We start from the raw sequence: 15,892 nt of genomic DNA on the forward strand, positions 1-15,892 counted from the left end.
CCGGTAGAGTGGGTGGTTCCGGGCCGGGGCCGGGTCGGGGCCGTACCGCGTCCTCGTCGTTTGTCTGTCACCATTCCCCGAGGACAGCTCGTCGGCGAGCCGTCCTCGTGTGCAGAGTTGCGACCAGGGTTGGGGTTTCCCCTGCTCGAAGAGTTGAGAGCTCGGGGAAGGATGGGACCGCGCAGTGCGGGGCTACGAAAGCCAGGAGAGCCACCGAGCTGAAGACGACCATCTCTCGCGGTTCGAAGCCGAGATGGACCGGCTGAGGACCGACCGGGAGAAGGCCGTCCAGCACGCCGAGGACCTCGGTTACCAGGTCGAGGTCTTGCGCGCCAAGCTGCACGAGGCGCGGCGCAGCCTGGCGACCCGTCCCGCCTACGACAGCGCGGACATGGGCTACCAGGCCGAGCAGATGCTGCGGAACGCGCAGATCCAGGCCGAGCAGCTGCGCAGCGACGCCGAGCGCGAGCTGCGCGAGGCCCGGGCCCAGACGCAGCGCATACTCCAGGAGCACGCCGAGCATCAGGCGCGCCTCCAGGCGGAGTTGCACAACGAGGCCGTCCAGCGCAGGCAGCAGCTCGACCAGGAGCTGGCCGAGCGCCGGCAGACCGTCGAGTCGCACGTCAACGAGAACGTCGCCTGGGCCGAGCAGCTGCGGGCCCGCACCGAGTCGCAGGCCCGCCGCCTGCTGGACGAGTCCCGCGCCGAGGCCGAGCAGGCGCTCGCCGCCGCCCGGGCCGAGACCGAGCGGCTGGCGCAGGAGACCCGGCAGCGCGTCGGCTCGGAGGCCGAGAGCGCCCGGGCCGAGGCCGAAGCGATCCTGCTGCGCGCCCGCAAGGACGCCGAGCGCATGCTGGGCGCCGCCTCCGCGCAGGCCCAGGAGGCCACCAGCCACGCGGAGCAGCTGCGCTCCAGCACCACCGCGGAGACCTCGCAGGCCCGCCAGCAGACGGCCGAGCTGAACCGGGCCGCCGAGCAGCGGCTCCAGGAGGCCGAGACCCGGCTGCGCGAATCCCGTCTTGAGGCCGAGAAGGTCCTCGCCGAGGCGAAGGACGCGGCCGCCAAGAAGCTGGCCGCCTCCGAGTCGCAGAACGAGCAGCGCACCCGCACCGCCAAGTCGGAGATCGCCCGGCTGGTCGGCGAGGCCACCAAGAGCGCCGAGACGCTCAAGGAGGAGGCCGAGCAGGCCCTCGCCGACGCCCGCGCCGAGGCGGAGCGCGTGGTCGCCGAGGCGGCCGAGAAGGCCCGTACGGCGGCCGCCGAGGACGCCGCCGCCCAGCTCGCCAAGGCGGCCCGCTCCGCCGAGGAGGTCCTCACCAAGGCCTCCGAGGACGCGCGGTCCACGACGAAGGCGGCGAGCGAGGAGGCCGAGCGGATCCGCCGCGAGGCGGAGGCCGAGGCGGACCGGCTGCGCGGCGAGGCCGCCGAGCAGGCCGACGAGCTCAAGGGCGCGGCCAAGGACGACACCAAGGAGTACCGGGCCAAGACGGTCGAGCTCCAGGAGGAGGCCCGTCGGCTGCGCGGCGAGGCCGAGCAGCTGCGCTCCGAGGCGGTCGCCGAGGGCGAGCGCATCCGGGGCGAGGCCCGCCGTGAGGCGGTCCAGCAGCTGGAGGAGGGCGCCCGCAAGGCGGAGGAGCTGCTGACCGAGGCGCGCTCCGACGCGGACGAGCTGCGCACCAAGGCGAACGGCGAGAGCGAGCGCATCCGCGCCGAGGCCGCCGAGCGCGCGGCCACCCTGCGCAAGCAGGCCGAGGAGACGCTGGAGCGCACCCGCGCCGAGGCCGACAAGCTGCGGGCCGAGGCCGAGGAGCAGGCCGAGGCCACCACCGCCGAGGCCGAGCGGGGAGCCGCCGAGCTGCGCGAGGAGACCGAGCGCGCGGTCGCCGCCCGGCAGGACGAGGCCGCCGACGAGCTGAACCGGCTGCACACCGAGGCCGAGACCCGGCTCGCCGCCGCCGAGGAGGCCCTCGGCGAGGCGCGTACGGAGGCGGAGCGGATCCGCCGCGAGACGAACGAGGAGGCCGAGCGGCAGCGCGCCGAGGCCGCCGAGCGCGTCCGTACGCTGACCGAGCAGGCCGAGGCGGAGGCCGAGCGGCTCCGTGACGAGGCCGCGGCGGACGCCTCGCAGTCCCGTGCCGAGGGCGAGAACATCGCCGTACGGCTGCGGAGCGAGGCCGCCGCCGAGGCCGAGCGGCTGAAGACCGAGGCGCAGGAGACCGCCGACCGGGTGCGCGCGGAGGCGGCCGCGGCCGCCGAGCGGGTCGGCGCCGAGGCGGCCGAGGCGCTGGACGCCGCCCAGGAGGAGGCCACGCGCCGCCGCCGGGAGGCCGAGGAGATCCTCGGCGCGGCCCGTACGGAAGCGGGCCAGGAGCGCGAGCGGGCCCGCGAGCAGAGCGAGGAGCTGCTGGCCTCCGCCCGTAAGCGGGTGGAGGAGGCGCAGGCCGAGGCGCAGCGGCTGGTCGAGGAGGCGGACGCCCGGGCGACCGAGCTGGTCTCGGCGGCCGAGCAGACCGCCCAGCAGGTGCGGGACTCCGTCTCGGGCTTGCAGGAGCAGGCCGAGGAGGAGATCGCCGGGCTGCGCTCGACGGCGGAGCATGTCGCGGAGCGCACTCGTACCGAGGCGCAGGAGGAGGCGGACCGGGTCCGCGCCGACGCGCACGCCGAGCGGGAGCGGGCCTCCGAGGACGCCGTACGCCTGCGCCAGGAGGCGAACGAGGAGGCGGCCCGGCTCCGGCAGGAGGCCCACGACGAGACCGAGGCGGCCAAGGCGTTGGCCGAGCGGACGGTCTCCGAGGCGATCACGGAGTCCGAGCGGCTGCGCGCGGACACCTCGGAGTACAGCCAGCGGGTGCGCACGGAGGCGTCCGACGCCCTCGCGTCGGCGGAGCAGGACGCGTCGAAGGCCCGGGCCGAGGCGCGGCAGGACGCCAACCGGATCCGCTCGGAGGCGGCGGCCCAGTCGGACCGGCTCATCGGTGAGTCGACGACCGAGAGCGAGCGCATCCGCAACGAGGCCGCCCAGGCGTCCGAGCAGCTCGTCGTCGAGGCCACCACGGAGGCCAACCGGCGCCGCAAGGACGCCAACGAGCAGGCCGACCGGATGCTGGCCGAGGCCACCGAGGAGGCCGAGCGGCTCCGTACGGAAGCGGCCGAGCACCTCGGCTCCGCGCAGGAGCACGCCGCCCGCACCCGCGAGGAGGCCGAACGGCTGCGCAGCGAGGCGGAGTCGGCGGCCGAGGAGCTGAACTCGCAGGCCCGGCAGGAGGCGGACCGGGTGCTGGACGAGGCGCGCGAGGCCGCGGCCAAGCGGCGGGCGGACGCGGCGGAGCAGGCGGACCAGCTCATCAACAAGGCCCGCGAGGAGGCGCTGCGTACGGCCACCGAGGCCGAGACGCAGTCCGACACGATGGTCGGCGCGGCCCGCAAGGAGGCCCAGCGGATCACCTCCGAGGCGACGGTCGAGGGCAACACCCTCGTGGAGCGCTCCCGTACGGACGCCGACGAGCTGCTGGTCGGCGCCCGGCGCGACGCGACCCAGATCCGGGAGCGGGCGCAGGAGCTGCGGGCCCGGCTGGAGAGCGAGATCGAGGAGCTCCACGAGCGGGCCCGCCGGGAGACGTCCGAGCAGATGAAGACCGCCGGCGAGCGCGTCGACAACCTGATGAAGGCGGCGACCGAGCAGCGCGACGAGGCCGAGGCGAAGGCCAAGGAGCTGATCGCGGAGGCCAATTCGGAGGCGAGCAAGGTCCGGATCGCCGCGGTGAAGCGGGCCGAGTCGCTGCTGAAGGAGGCCGAGACCAAGAAGGCCGGGCTGATCCGCGAGGCGGAGAAGCTGCGGGCCGACGCGGCGGCCGAGGCGGAGACGACGGTCGCCGAGGGCAAACGCGAGCTGGATGTCCTGGTGCGCAGGCGCGAGGACATCAATACGGAGATCTCCCGTGTCCAGGACGTGCTGGAGGCGTTGGAGTCTTTCGAGACTCCGGGCGGCGGCGCGAAACCGGTGCCCGGCCCGTCGGGAGGCGGCAAGGCTCCCGCGGCGGCGGGCACCCGCTCGGGGGGCAAGTCCTCGGAGAGGTAGCGGTCGTACGGGGGGCGGCGCGGCGGAGAACGTACGGGGGAGCGCGGACGACGTACGGGGGGAGCAGCAGACGTACGGGGGAGAACAGAGCAGGATGTCCGGGGCGGCAGGTGTACGGGGGCGCGTGCTTCGTCATGGACATTCAAACCTTCGAGTGGCAAGCACTCCGGGGGTCAGCCACTCAAAAGGGGTGTCATTCTCCAGATCAAACCAGTATCTGCACGCTGACACGCCGCTATGGCCCCTAGGATTCCCCTATCACCTCACCGGTCTCATTCGACAGGAACCCCATGAGTGACCCTTCCTCCCCCTTCGGCTTCGAGCTCGTGCGACGTGGTTACGACCGCGGTCAGGTGGACGACCGCATTACCAAGCTCGTCGCCGACCGTGACAGCGCCCTGGCGCGCATCACGTCTCTGGAAAAGCGCATCGAGGAGCTGCACCTCGAAACGCAGAACGCCCAGGCCCAGGTGAACGACGCCGAACCGTCGTACGCCGGGCTCGGTGCACGTGTCGAGAAGATCCTCCGCCTCGCCGAGGAGGAGGCCAAGGACCTGCGTGAGGAGGCCCGCCGCGCCGCCGAGCAGCACCGCGAGCTGGCCGAGTCGGCCGCCCAGCAGGTGCGCAACGACGCGGAGTCCTTCGCGGCCGAGCGCAAGTCGAAGGCCGAGGACGAGGGCGTCCGCATCGTCGAGAAGGCCCAGGGCGAGGCGAACACGCTCCGCTCCGACGCCCAGAAGGACGCCCAGCAGAAGCGCGAGGAGGCCGACGCCCTCTTCGAGGAGACCCGCGCCAAGGCCGCGCAGGCCGCCGCCGACTTCGAGACGAACCTCGCCAAGCGGCGCGAGCAGTCGGAGCGCGACCTCGCGTCCCGTCAGGCCAAGGCCGAGAAGCGTCTCGCCGAGATCGAGCACCGCGCCGAGCAGCTCCGCCTGGAGGCCGAGAAGCTCCGCACGGACGCCGAGCGCCGGGCCCGTCAGACGGTGGAGACCGCGCAGCGCCAGGCCGAGGACATCGTGGCCGACGCCAACGCCAAGGCCGACCGGATCCGCAGCGAGTCCGAGCGCGAGCTGGCGGCGCTCACCAACCGCCGCGACTCGATCAACGCGCAGCTGACCAACGTCCGCGAGATGCTGGCGACGCTGACCGGTGCCGCGGTGGCCGCCGCCGGCTCCCCGGTGGACGACGAGCCCGCCCAGCGCGGTGTTCCGGCCCAGCAGACCCGCTGACCTGCCCCGGAACGGCTCCTTCCGCGTGCCCGGTTCCGCCTTTGTGGTGGCGCCGGGCGCGCGGCCGTTCTAGCGTGTCCGCATGATCGAGCTCGAGGGACTGACCAAACGATTCGGCAGCAAAGTTGCCGTCGACCAGCTGACATTCCAGGTCAGACCAGGCGTGGTGACAGGTTTTCTGGGGCCGAACGGGGCCGGCAAGTCCACCACGATGCGGATGATGCTCGATCTGGACAACCCGACCAGCGGTACGGTCCGCATCGACGGCAAGCACTACAACGAGCTGCAGGAACCGCTGAAGTACATCGGGGCGTTGCTGGACGCCAAGTCGATGAACGGCGGCCGCAGCGCCTACAACAACCTCCTCTGTCTGGCGCAGAGCAACCGCATCCCGCGCAGCCGGGTGGACGAGGTGCTCGGCACCGTCGGCCTGAGCGCGGTCGCGAAGAAGAAGTCCAAGGGCTTCTCCCTCGGCATGGGCCAGCGCCTCGGGATCGCGTCGGCCCTGCTGGGCGACCCCGAGATCCTGATGTTCGACGAGCCGGTCAACGGTCTCGACCCCGAGGGCATCCACTGGATCCGCAACCTGATGAAGGCGCTCGCCGCCGAGGGCCGGACCATCTTCGTCTCCTCCCACCTGATGAGCGAAATGGCTCTGACCGCCGACCACTTGATCGTGATCGGCCAGGGCAGGCTGCTCGCCGACACCTCGATGGCCGACTTCATCCAGGAGAACTCCCGCAGCTACGTACGGCTGCGCTCGCCGCAGCAGGAGCAGCTGCGGGACGTCCTCCACCAGGAGGGCTTCACCGCCGTCGAGGCGGAGGGCGGTGTACTGGAGATCGACGGCGCGACCACCGAGGCGCTCGGTGAGCTGGCCGCCCGTCACCAGCTGGTGCTGCACGAGCTGAGCGCGCAGCGGGCCTCGCTGGAGGAGGCGTTCATGCAGATGACCGCCGGCTCCGTGGAGTATCACGCGCACTCCGGTCCCGGCGGGGCGCTGCCTCTGCCGGGAGCCGCGGCGGCCGGGGCCGCCGGAGCGGTGGGCGCGGGCTGGGGCGAGGGCTGGAACAAGCCGGACTCCGACGCTCCCGACTCCACCACAGGCACCGAAGGCGCCACCGGCAGCACGAACGAGGGGGCCTGACGACCATGGCTTCGGTACCCGCAGTCCTCAACTCCGAGTGGACCAAGATCCGTACGGTCTCCTCCACCACCTGGACGCTCATCAGCGCGTTCGTCGTCACGGTCGCCATGGGCGCGGGCGTGAGCGCCTTGGTGAACGCCACGTTCGACGATCTCTCCGAATCCGAGCAGCTCACCTTCGACCCGACGCTCATCAGCTTCTCCGGGACGGTCCTCGGCCAGCTCGCCATGATCGTGTTCGGCGTGCTCGTGGTCGGTACGGAGTACAGCTCCGGCATGATCCGCACCTCGCTGGCGGCCGTGCCACAGCGCGGCACACTCCTTTTCAGCAAGATCACGGTGGCCGGTGTGCTGGCCCTCGTGGTCGGCCTGCTCACCAGCTTCGTCTCGTTCTTCCTCAGCCAGGCCGTGCTGGGCGACCGGGGCACCGACCTCGGCGCGGAGAACGTGCTGCGCGCGGTCATCGGCGCCGGTCTCTACATGGGACTGATCGCCATCTTCTCCATGGGCGTCGCGGCGATGCTGCGCAGCCCCATGCTGGCGATGGGCATCCTGATCCCGTTCTTCCTGCTGATCTCCAACATCCTTGCCGCGGTGCCGTACGCCAAGGACGTCATCCGCTACTTCCCCGACCAGGCCGGGTCGAAGATCATGCAGGTCGTCCCGGAGGCGATGGGCAGCGACCCGTCGCCGTACGGGCCGTGGGCCGGTCTCGGGATCATGGTCGCCTGGGTGGTGGCGGCGGTGCTCGGCGGCTACCTGGTCCTGAAGAACCGGGACGCGTAGCGGGGCCGACAGGCGGCCGCCGGTCCGTGTGACGGGCCGCTCGCAGGCTGTGCGGAACTTGGCCGGAACCGTCAAGGCCTGGTTATCCTCCTAACTCTTACGGGGGGTGTGCGGCCAGGTGGCCCGAGCCCCGAACGACAGAGTGAGTCGATGGGGCTGGAGAATGATCGAGGCAGTCGGCCTGACCAAGCGCTACGGCGCGAAGACGGCCGTGGACGACCTTTCCTTCCAGGTGCGGCCGGGGGCCGTCACCGGCTTCCTCGGTCCGAACGGGTCGGGCAAATCCACCACCATGCGGATGATCCTCGGCCTGGACCGGCCGACGGCGGGCCATGTGACGATCGGCGGGCACCCGTACCGGAGCCTGCCGAACGCTCCGCGCCAGGTGGGCGCTCTGCTGGACGCCAAGGCGGTGCACGGCGGGCGGACCGCCCGCGCCCACCTGCTGTCGCTGGCCCAGCTGGCCGGGATCCCGGCCCGGCGGGTGGATGAGGTGCTGGGCGTCGTCGGGCTCAGGGACGTCGCCAAGCGCCGCTCCAGCGGCTTCTCCCTCGGGATGGGGCAGCGCCTCGGGATCGCCGCGGCGCTGCTCGGCGACCCGCAGGTGCTGCTCTTCGACGAGCCGGTCAACGGTCTCGACCCCGAGGGCATCCACTGGGTCCGCAATCTGATGAAGACGCTGGCGGCCGAGGGGCGCACGGTCTTCGTCTCGTCCCACCTCATGAGCGAGATGGCCCTCACCGCCGACCACCTGATCGTGATCGGGCGCGGCCGGCTGCTCTCCGACATGAGCGTCACCGACTTCATCTCGGCGAACTCCGCCGACTTCGCCCGGGTCCGGGTCCCCGAGAACGCCCCCCAGGAGCGGGAGAAGCTGACGTCCTCGCTCATCGAGGCGGGCGGCAGCGTGATGTCCGAGCCGGACGGCGCCCTGCGTGTCACCGGCCTCCCGCTGCCGAGGATCAGCGACCTGGCCCACGGCGCCGACGTACGGCTCTGGGAGCTGTCGCCGCACCGGGCCTCGCTGGAGGAGGCGTACATGCGGATGACGCAGGGCGTCGTGGACTACCGCTCGACGGACGACGCCAAGGCCGGGCTCCTGGAGCCCCCGCAGGCGCCGTACGGGTCCTACGGGGACGCTCAGGGCGGTTACGGGGCCGCGCCGGGCCACGGGCAGCCCCAGCCGGCGGAGGCGCCGCAGCAGAGCTGGTACGCCCCGCCGCCCCCCGGACAGAACCCGTACGCCACCCCCGGCCCCGCGGCCGCACCGCACCCGGCCGCTCCCGGCCCGGCCGCCGCACCGGCCCCGGCCGCTTCCGGCCTGGCGGCCGCACAGCCCCCGGCCGCCCCTGAACCCTCCCCCGCCGACGCGGCCGGGACGAAGACCAGCGAGGACCCCCGATGACGACGCCGGCCGCCCCGCGCGCCCACGAGCAGCAGCCGCAGCCGCCGCACCCGCCGCACGGCCTGCTGGGGTACTACGAGTCGCCCATCCCGATCCGCCGCGCCACCCTCGGCGACGCGATCGCCTCGGAGTGGACGAAGATCCGCTCCGTCCGCTCCACGCTGTGGACCCTGGGCGTGATGATCGTGCTGATGGTGGCGATCGGGCTGATGTCCGCGCTGCTGATCGCCGCCGCCGACACCGACATGGCCGGCGAGCCGGTCGTGGCCCTCGGCTTCTTCGGGGTGCTGCTGGGCTCGATCTGTGTGATCACCCTCGGCGTGCTGACCATCGGCTCCGAGTACAGCACCGGCATGATCCGTACGACGCTGACGGCCTGCCCGAGCCGGGCCCGGGTGCTCACGGCGAAGGCGATCGTCTTCTTCCTGCTCGCCTTCGTCATCACCACGGTGACCGCCACGGTCGTCGCGGTGTTCCAGACGGCGATCCTGGGCGCCGGTCTCGACTCCGGCTCGGTGTGGCTGCGCGCCACCGTCGGGGTCGGGCTCTACATCGCGGCCCTCGGCCTGGTGTCGCTGGCCGTCGGCGCGATCATCCGGCACTCGGCGGGCGCCATCACGGTCATGATCGCCGTGGTGCTGCTGCCGCTGGTCCTCGCGCTGTTCATGTTCTCCGACAGCCTGCGCGGACTGCAGCGCTTCCTCTTCGAGTACTCGATCCCCAACCAGCTCGGCGCGCTCTACGGCTCGACGGTCACCGAGTCCGGCCCGTCCGGCTGGGAGCCGCTGCTGCTGATGCTGGGCATCGCGGCCGTGGCGATGGGCGGCGCCTACCTGGCGCTGGACCGGCGCGACGTGTGAGCCCACGCACGCGGGCCGCTCAGTGACGCGGCGCGTTACGGGACCGCTGCACCCGTGTGGTGCGGCGGTCCTTCGCATTCCAGCAGGCCTTGTGCCAGTGCCTGCGGTCCTCGATGCCGCCGAACTCGGGCCAGGCGACGAGGTGCGGGACGCCGGAGGGGATCTCCTGGTCGCAGCCGGGGCACCGGTACCGCTTGCCCTGGGCGCTCGCGCCGCTCACCGGTCGCACCGACCACTCCTCGCCCTGCCAGCTCTCGGTGGCCCCTCCCCCGCCGTACCGTCCCGGCGCCAGACCGGGATGTTCGTCGGGACTCTCGCCGCCACGGGGGCGGTTGCGGCGCGGGGACACAGGACACCTCACGGGGGCTGCTCGGGCACGGTTTCATCCAAGCCTAGAGGCTGGCACCTGGGGCAGGTGCCGGGTGGGGCGGGACGGCGCGGTCCCGTACGGAATCCGGCACGATCGGGCACGGGAGTGAGTTAGCGGAAAATCGCAACAACTTCTCCCCGGACCGTGCCTTTGGCACGTGTCAGACGTTGTTGCCAGTGGGGGAGACACGCGTCGGCCGCAAGGAGGCAACACGCGATGCGCATCGGAACGTTCGTTCTGGCAGCTCAGTTCCCGGGCCAGGGGCCGGGCGAGGCCCTGCACCGGGCCGTCCGGTCCGCCGAGGCGGCCGAGGAGTCCGGGCTCGACTCGGTCTGGCTCGCCGAGCACCACTTCGTGCCGTACGGGGTCTGCCCGTCCGCCACCACGCTGGCCGCGCTGCTGCTCGGCCGGACCCGGCGGATCCGGGTCGGCACCGCCGTCAGCGTGCTGCCCAACCACCACCCGGTCGCGCTCGGCGAGCAGGCCGCGCTGCTGCATCTGACCAGCGGCGGACGGTTCTCGCTCGGGGTGGGCCGGGGTGGGCCGTGGGTGGACCTGGAGGTCTTCGGCGGCGGTCTCGACGCGTACGAGAACGGCTTCCCTCAGGCGTTGGAGCTGCTGCTCGACTGGCTGCGGGAGCCCCGGGTCGCCGGGCGCGGGGAGCGGTTCGGGTTCCGCGAGGTGGCGGTGGTGCCGCGCGCGGACGAGCTGCTGGACGACGGCTCGGCCCCGGGGCCCGAGGTGATCGTGGCGTGCACCTCGCCGAAGACCGTGCGGCTGGCGGCGAGCCGGGCGCTGCCGATGCTGCTGGGCATGCACTGCGGGGACGAGGAGAAGGCGGAGATGGTCGCCCTGTGGCGTAAGGCGGCCCGGGAGGCCGGTCATCCGCCGGAGGTGGTCGAGGGGGCCGCACATGTGTCCGCGGGGGTGGCCCAGATCGCGGACGGGCCCGGGGACGCCACGGAGACGCTGGTGAAGACGATGCCCGGGTGGCTGCGCCAGGGCCTGGACGCCCATGTCACGGTCGACGACCGGCACCGCGTGATGCGGGACCCCGTCGCGTACACGGAACTGCTGTGCGGGCTGCACCCGGTGGGCCCGCCGAAGCTGGCCGCCGACCGGCTCGCGGCCACGGCCGAGCGGACCGGCATCACCCGCTTCGCCCTCCTGGTGGAGGGGTCGGGCGATCTCGCGGCGACGGAGGAGAACGTGCGGCGCCTCGGCGCGGACGTGCTGCCGCTGCTCACCTGACCTGCGCCTGTGCATGCGGAACGACCTCGCGGTGATGCGTGATGCGTGATGCGGTGGAACATGGTGCGGTGGTGCGTGGTGCGGTGGTACGGGAGCTGCCGCCCCGGAGCCAGTTGCACCTCCCGCGGCCCGAAGCGGCAGCAGGAGCGTTCAGCAGTCCCGTAGTTCGGGCGACTGGTTGAGCAACTGGCCCCTCACCGAAGTGAACTTGGCCAGCCGGTCGTCGACCGAGGCGTCCAGCGGGAACACCGCGACGCGGTGGCAGTTCTGGAAAGCGATACGCACTCCGAAGTGCCGCTGGAGCGCGCCGCGTATCGCATCACTCGCGAGCGCACGCAGCAGCTGACCACGTGCCTGCTCGTCCGGCGGCGGCGTCTGGTTGTCGGCGAACTGGCCGCCGTCCACCTTCAGCTGAGCCACCAGCGAGCTGATCATCTCCCACGCGAAAGGCAGGGAGGTCCGGACGCAGTCGACGAAGTCGGCTTCGTCGACCTCGCCTCGCTCGGCCTGTTCCAACAGCGCCGGTGAGACGTCGAGCGACATGGGTTCTCCTCTCGCGACCCCGGACGGTGACCGGGGCCTTACGGGCAGGGAAGAAGGGCGACGACGCAGCGTGCACGGGCGGCGACCTCCTGCATCCACGGTAAGTGTGCGGGGGGAGCCGCACCAGGAGATTGGGAACACAACCGGCCACGATCGAAGGGGCGCAAAGAGGGGCAAGCCCGCTGGGCCGCCCGGCGGTGAGAAGCGAGTGACAGGGGTCGACGGATGGGGAAATCGCGCCGGGCCCCCGTCGTCGAGTAGCGTTGCCGACCATGCGTCTCGTCATCGCCCGTTGCTCCGTCGACTACGCGGGCCGGCTCACAGCCCACCTGCCCTCCGCCCCCCGTCTGATCCTGGTGAAGGCGGACGGCAGCGTCTCGATCCACGCCGACGACCGGGCGTACAAACCGCTCAACTGGATGTCCCCGCCGTGCACCCTGAAGGAGGGCACCGGCGAGGAGGCGGGTGTCTGGACCGTGGTGAACAAGGCGGGCGAAAAACTGATCATCACGATGGAGGAAATCCTCCACGACTCCTCGTACGAACTGGGCGTCGACCCGGGCCTCATCAAGGACGGCGTGGAGGCGCACCTCCAGGAGCTGCTCGCCGACCGGATCGAGATCCTCGGCGAGGGCCACACCCTGATCCGCCGTGAGTACCCCACCGCCATCGGCCCGGTGGACATCCTCTGCCGCGACGCGAACGGCGGGACGGTCGCCGTGGAGCTGAAGCGGCGCGGCGACATCGACGGCGTGGAGCAGCTGACCCGCTATCTGGAGCTGCTCAACCGCGATCCGCATCTCGCGCCGGTCCGGGGCGTCTTCGCGGCCCAGGAGATCAAGCCGCAGGCGCGCGTCCTCGCGACCGACCGGGGCATCGGCTGCCTGGTCCTCGACTACGACGCGATGCGCGGCATCGAGGACGACAAGCTGCGCCTGTTCTGACCGACCGTCCACGGCCGGGTGTCCCTTGTCCGGGGCACCCGGCTTCCGTGTGTCAGGCCGCTGCCTCGGTGGGGTCGTCGCTCTCGGCCGGGGCCTCGGTGGTGGCCGTGGCGGTGGCCGACTCGGCGGGGCCGCTGGCGGAGGAGGAAGTGTCCGGCGGGGGCGGGGCCGGGGGCTCTTCGGTCGGCGTCTCGGTCGGCGGGGTCGGCTCCGGCTCCGACTCGGTGGGCGTCACGCTCGGGCTGGTGCTCGTGGACGGCGAGGGCGCGGGAGGGGAGCTCCTGGTCGGGGTGGGCGCACCCGACGTGCTGCGGCTCGGCGTGCTCGACGGCTCCCCCGTACCCGGTGAGCTGCCGTCCGGCGACGAGGGGGCCGGGGAGGGCGAGCCGGAGGTGCTGGGCGCGGCGGATCCCGAGGTGCCCGGCGTGACGGGTACCTCCTCGCCGGGCGCCCCGTCGTCGGGCGCGGGGCCGTCGTCCGGCTCGTCGGCGGGGGACGCGTCGTCGGGGGTGGACTCGGGGGACGACTGCTCGGTGGTGACGTTACGGCTGCCGCCCGGCTCCTCGGGGTCGCCCGCGGTGAGGCCGAGGGTGGCGACGGTGCCGAGCACGGCGATCAGCAGCGCTCCCGCCCCGGCGGCGGCCAGGTTGCGCCGGGCGCCGCCCAGGATCGCGCGCCCGCCGCCCGGCTTCGGCGCGACGGCCGGGAACGGGGCCACCACGGTCGGGTCCTCCTCGACCGTCTGCCGGGTGAAGAGCGGCGCGGCCGGGAGGCCGGTCGGCGGCGTACCGGCGAGGAGGTCGTGGCGCACGGCGGGCACCTCGTCGCCCGCCCGGGGCCGGACCGGGGGCGCGAAGCCGCCGGAGCGGTCCGCGACCAGGGCGAGGGCGCGGCGGCCGGCCACCGCCCCGGACTTGTCGGCGAGCGCGCCGCGCATGGAGATGGAGGTCTCCAGCTCCGTACGGGCCCGGTCGAGGTTGCCGGAGCAGAGCGCGAGGATGCCCAACTCGTGGTGGAAGTACGCCTCTTCGGCGACCTCACCGGCGATCCTGGCGGCCTCCTGGCCGGCCCTGAGCGCCTTCTCCCAGGCCCCCCAGCTCATCCCCGCCGCCAGCGCGGGAGCGGCGCTGCGGGCCAGCAGGACGGCCGCGCTGGCCTGGCCCGCCTCGCCGTCGGGGACGAGGCGGCCCATCGCGGCGACGATCGCGTCGGCCTCGGCGACGGCCCGCTGCGGGGTGACCGAGGGGTGGGAGACCCACCAGGCGTAGTGCTGGGCGGCCGTACGGGCGTGGGCGGCAGCCTCCTCCGCATACCCGCCGGCCTCCAGCTGGGCGAGGACACCGGCGGCGAGCCGGTAGCGGGGTCCGGCCGGGGAGAGCAGTCCGCAGCCCGCGAGTTCACCGAGGGCGGCGTCCGCGTGGGTGTCGCCCACGAGGGCCGGCAGATGGGCCTGGTGGGGCACCTCGCCGCCGAGCGCGACGGTGAAGCGCAGGGTCTCGCGGGCCGCCTCGCTGAGCCGGGAGGCGAGCAGGACGGCGGGCGCCGCCCCTTCGCCGAGGCTCGGCAGCGGCACGTCCAGGGTCTCGGCGGTGGGCGCTTCGGGAACCGGAGGAGCGTCGTCCGGGCGTGGCTCGAAATAGTCGTACTCGTCGAAGGCCGCGGGGTCCGTGTTGAGCCGGTCGCGCTGGCGCAGCAGCGATCCGGCCTGGACGAAGCGGAGCGGCAGCCCCTCGGACTCGAACCAGAGGTCGCCCGCCCAGTTCCGCTCGTCCTCGGTCAGCGGACGCTCGACGACCTTGGCCAGCAGCTCCAGCGAGGCGGCGCGGCCGAGGCCGGCGAGGAGGACCTCCTCCAGGTGCGCGTCGACGCCGGGCGGGGTGAGGTCGGGTGTGGTGCCGAAGAGGAAGGCGCACTCGGGGGTGGCTTCCAGGAGTCCGTCGAGGGCGGCGCCGCCGATCTCCAGGTCGTCGACGATCACGACGGCCCCGATGGAGCGGACGAGGGCGAGCAGTTCCTCGGGGCCGGGGCGGTGGAGCGGGGCGTGGTGGATGGCGTCGAAGAGGCCGTACAGCAGGTCGGCGGCGGTGCGCCGGTGGCCGCTGAGGCGGACGACGCCGTCGGGGGCCAGGTCCGTGCAGTCGGCGGCGACGGCGTCGAGCAGCGCGGTGCGGCCGGAGCCGGCCTGGCCGGTGAGGCGGACGCTGCGGCCGCGGGCCAGCAGGCTCACCAGCCGCTCGCGCTCCTCCTGGCGTTCCAGCAGGGGGAGCTGCGGGGCGGGCGGGCCCGCCGGAACGGGCGGTGCGCCGGCGCGCTCGTGGTCGGCGCGTTCGGCTGGGGTGCGGCGGACGGGCGCCTCGGGCTCCGAGCCGGGCGGGCAGGCCTCGACCTCGCTGCCGTCGACGGGGTTGACCGTGAGCAGGAGGTCCCCGACCGTGACCTGGACGACGCGGACCTGCTGCGGCGTCGGCTGGCCGAAGTCGGCGGCGTTGGACTCCCGGGACGGCCGGCGGCGGCCGTCGGAGCGGTCGGAATCGCCTGATCCGTCGAAGCCGTCGGAGCCGCCGGGGGTCCGCCCGTACTCTCCCGGCCCCTGGTGTGTCGGGTCCATCAACAAGTCCCCCAGACGCGTCGCGCTCGGTCAGTCCCTCCGGCCTCGCACGCCCCGCTGTCGCTTCCGGTCCGGTGTCTGCCTCGGGTGGGTGTCATGGGGCAGACGGCCGAACCCTAGACCTTCGCACAGTATCCACGCACGGGCGGGGTGCCATGCCGTCCGGGACGTCACATTCCGGTGAGGATTGCGCGTCTTCTGCCCCGACGGTCCGGGTACGTACTCAGACGCGCGGCTCCCTGCGTACCTCAGACGCGCGGCAGTGAATCGGCGGCGATCCCGCCCTCGATCGCCAGGATGCGGTGCAGCCGGGTGGCCACCAGGAGGCGCTGCATCTGCGGCGGGACGCCGCGCAGCACGAGACGGCGCCCGGCCCGGCCGGCTCTGCGGTGGGCCCCCATGATGACGCCGAGTCCGGTGGCGTCCCAGGAATTCAGCTCGGTCAGGTCCAGCACCAGATCGCCGGCTCCGTCGTCGACGGCCGAGTGCAGGACCGTACGGGCGTCCGCCGCGCTTCGGACGTCGAGGCGGCCCCCGACGACCAGCTCGGCGTGGTCGCCCCTGATATGCATATGCGCTCCCCTGCTCGCTCCGTGGCGAGGTCGCCTGTCCGCTCTCTGTCTGTTCTTCTCTTCCACAACTGACTGCCGCGACGACGGGGAAGTTGCCGTC

The 15,892-nt window shown here is 73.0% G+C and carries 12 protein-coding genes; 8 read left to right on the top strand and 4 right to left on the bottom strand.

Going from position 1 to position 15,892, the window contains the following annotated elements:
- Window positions 1–184: 184 nt before the first annotated feature.
- The 6 genes from scy (at window position 185) to R2B67_RS09670 (ending at window position 9,504) form a co-directional block, all read left to right on the top strand.
- A complete protein-coding gene (gene scy, locus R2B67_RS09645) occupies window positions 185–4,078 on the top strand; it encodes a polarized growth protein Scy (protein ID WP_317817325.1) in 3,894 nt (1,297 codons plus the stop codon).
- A gap of 290 nt (window positions 4,079–4,368) precedes the next feature.
- Window positions 4,369–5,307 carry a coiled-coil domain-containing protein gene (locus tag R2B67_RS09650; protein WP_018509889.1) on the top strand — a complete coding sequence of 313 codons (939 nt, stop codon included), beginning with the start codon at window positions 4,369–4,371 and terminating at the stop codon, window positions 5,305–5,307.
- A gap of 82 nt (window positions 5,308–5,389) precedes the next feature.
- Window positions 5,390–6,454: an ABC transporter ATP-binding protein gene (locus R2B67_RS09655; protein WP_317817326.1), complete on the top strand. Its 1,065-nt coding sequence runs from the start codon at window positions 5,390–5,392 to the stop codon at window positions 6,452–6,454.
- 5 nt (window positions 6,455–6,459) lie between these two features.
- Complete coding sequence (locus R2B67_RS09660; RefSeq protein WP_018509891.1) at window positions 6,460–7,239, top strand: ABC transporter permease; 780 nt, start codon at window positions 6,460–6,462, stop codon at window positions 7,237–7,239.
- Window positions 7,240–7,402: 163 nt separating this feature from the next.
- On the top strand, window positions 7,403–8,644 hold the full coding sequence (locus R2B67_RS09665; protein WP_317817327.1) for an ABC transporter ATP-binding protein: 1,242 nt from the start codon (window positions 7,403–7,405) through the stop codon (window positions 8,642–8,644).
- Complete coding sequence (locus R2B67_RS09670) at window positions 8,641–9,504, top strand: ABC transporter permease (RefSeq protein ID WP_317817328.1); 864 nt, start codon at window positions 8,641–8,643, stop codon at window positions 9,502–9,504. The genes R2B67_RS09665 and R2B67_RS09670 overlap by 4 nt, the downstream gene beginning before the upstream one ends.
- 19 nt (window positions 9,505–9,523) lie before the next feature.
- Here R2B67_RS09670 and R2B67_RS09675 read toward each other — a convergent pair whose 3' ends face one another.
- The gene (locus R2B67_RS09675) at window positions 9,524–9,853 is read right to left on the bottom strand and encodes an Rv1322 family protein (RefSeq protein ID WP_018509894.1); all 330 of its coding nucleotides are present in this window, start codon (window positions 9,851–9,853) and stop codon (window positions 9,524–9,526) included.
- Between the two features lie 237 nt (window positions 9,854–10,090).
- Here R2B67_RS09675 and R2B67_RS09680 point away from each other — a divergent pair, with 237 nt between their 5' ends.
- Window positions 10,091–11,125 (top strand): LLM class flavin-dependent oxidoreductase, encoded by a 1,035-nt coding sequence (locus R2B67_RS09680; RefSeq protein ID WP_317817329.1) that lies wholly within the window; start codon window positions 10,091–10,093, stop codon window positions 11,123–11,125.
- A gap of 150 nt (window positions 11,126–11,275) precedes the next feature.
- On the opposite strand, the gene R2B67_RS09685 is transcribed toward R2B67_RS09680, so the two are convergent.
- On the bottom strand, window positions 11,276–11,668 hold the full coding sequence (locus tag R2B67_RS09685) for an SCO5389 family protein (RefSeq protein ID WP_003966234.1): 393 nt from the start codon (window positions 11,666–11,668) through the stop codon (window positions 11,276–11,278).
- 272 nt (window positions 11,669–11,940) lie between these two features.
- On the opposite strand from R2B67_RS09685, the gene nucS reads away from it, so the two are divergent.
- The gene (gene nucS, locus R2B67_RS09690; RefSeq protein WP_026241073.1) at window positions 11,941–12,612 is read left to right on the top strand and encodes an endonuclease NucS; all 672 of its coding nucleotides are present in this window, start codon (window positions 11,941–11,943) and stop codon (window positions 12,610–12,612) included.
- 52 nt (window positions 12,613–12,664) lie between these two features.
- Here nucS and R2B67_RS09695 read toward each other — a convergent pair whose 3' ends face one another.
- Complete coding sequence (locus R2B67_RS09695; RefSeq protein WP_317817330.1) at window positions 12,665–15,220, bottom strand: ATP-binding protein; 2,556 nt, start codon at window positions 15,218–15,220, stop codon at window positions 12,665–12,667.
- 248 nt (window positions 15,221–15,468) lie between these two features.
- Window positions 15,469–15,792: an STAS domain-containing protein gene (locus tag R2B67_RS09700; RefSeq protein WP_018492200.1), complete on the bottom strand. Its 324-nt coding sequence runs from the start codon at window positions 15,790–15,792 to the stop codon at window positions 15,469–15,471.
- Between the last annotated feature and the right edge of the window lie 100 nt (window positions 15,793–15,892).

Source organism: Streptomyces cyaneofuscatus, from assembly GCF_033109485.1.
Classification (GTDB): Bacteria; Actinomycetota; Actinomycetes; order Streptomycetales; family Streptomycetaceae; genus Streptomyces; species Streptomyces cyaneofuscatus.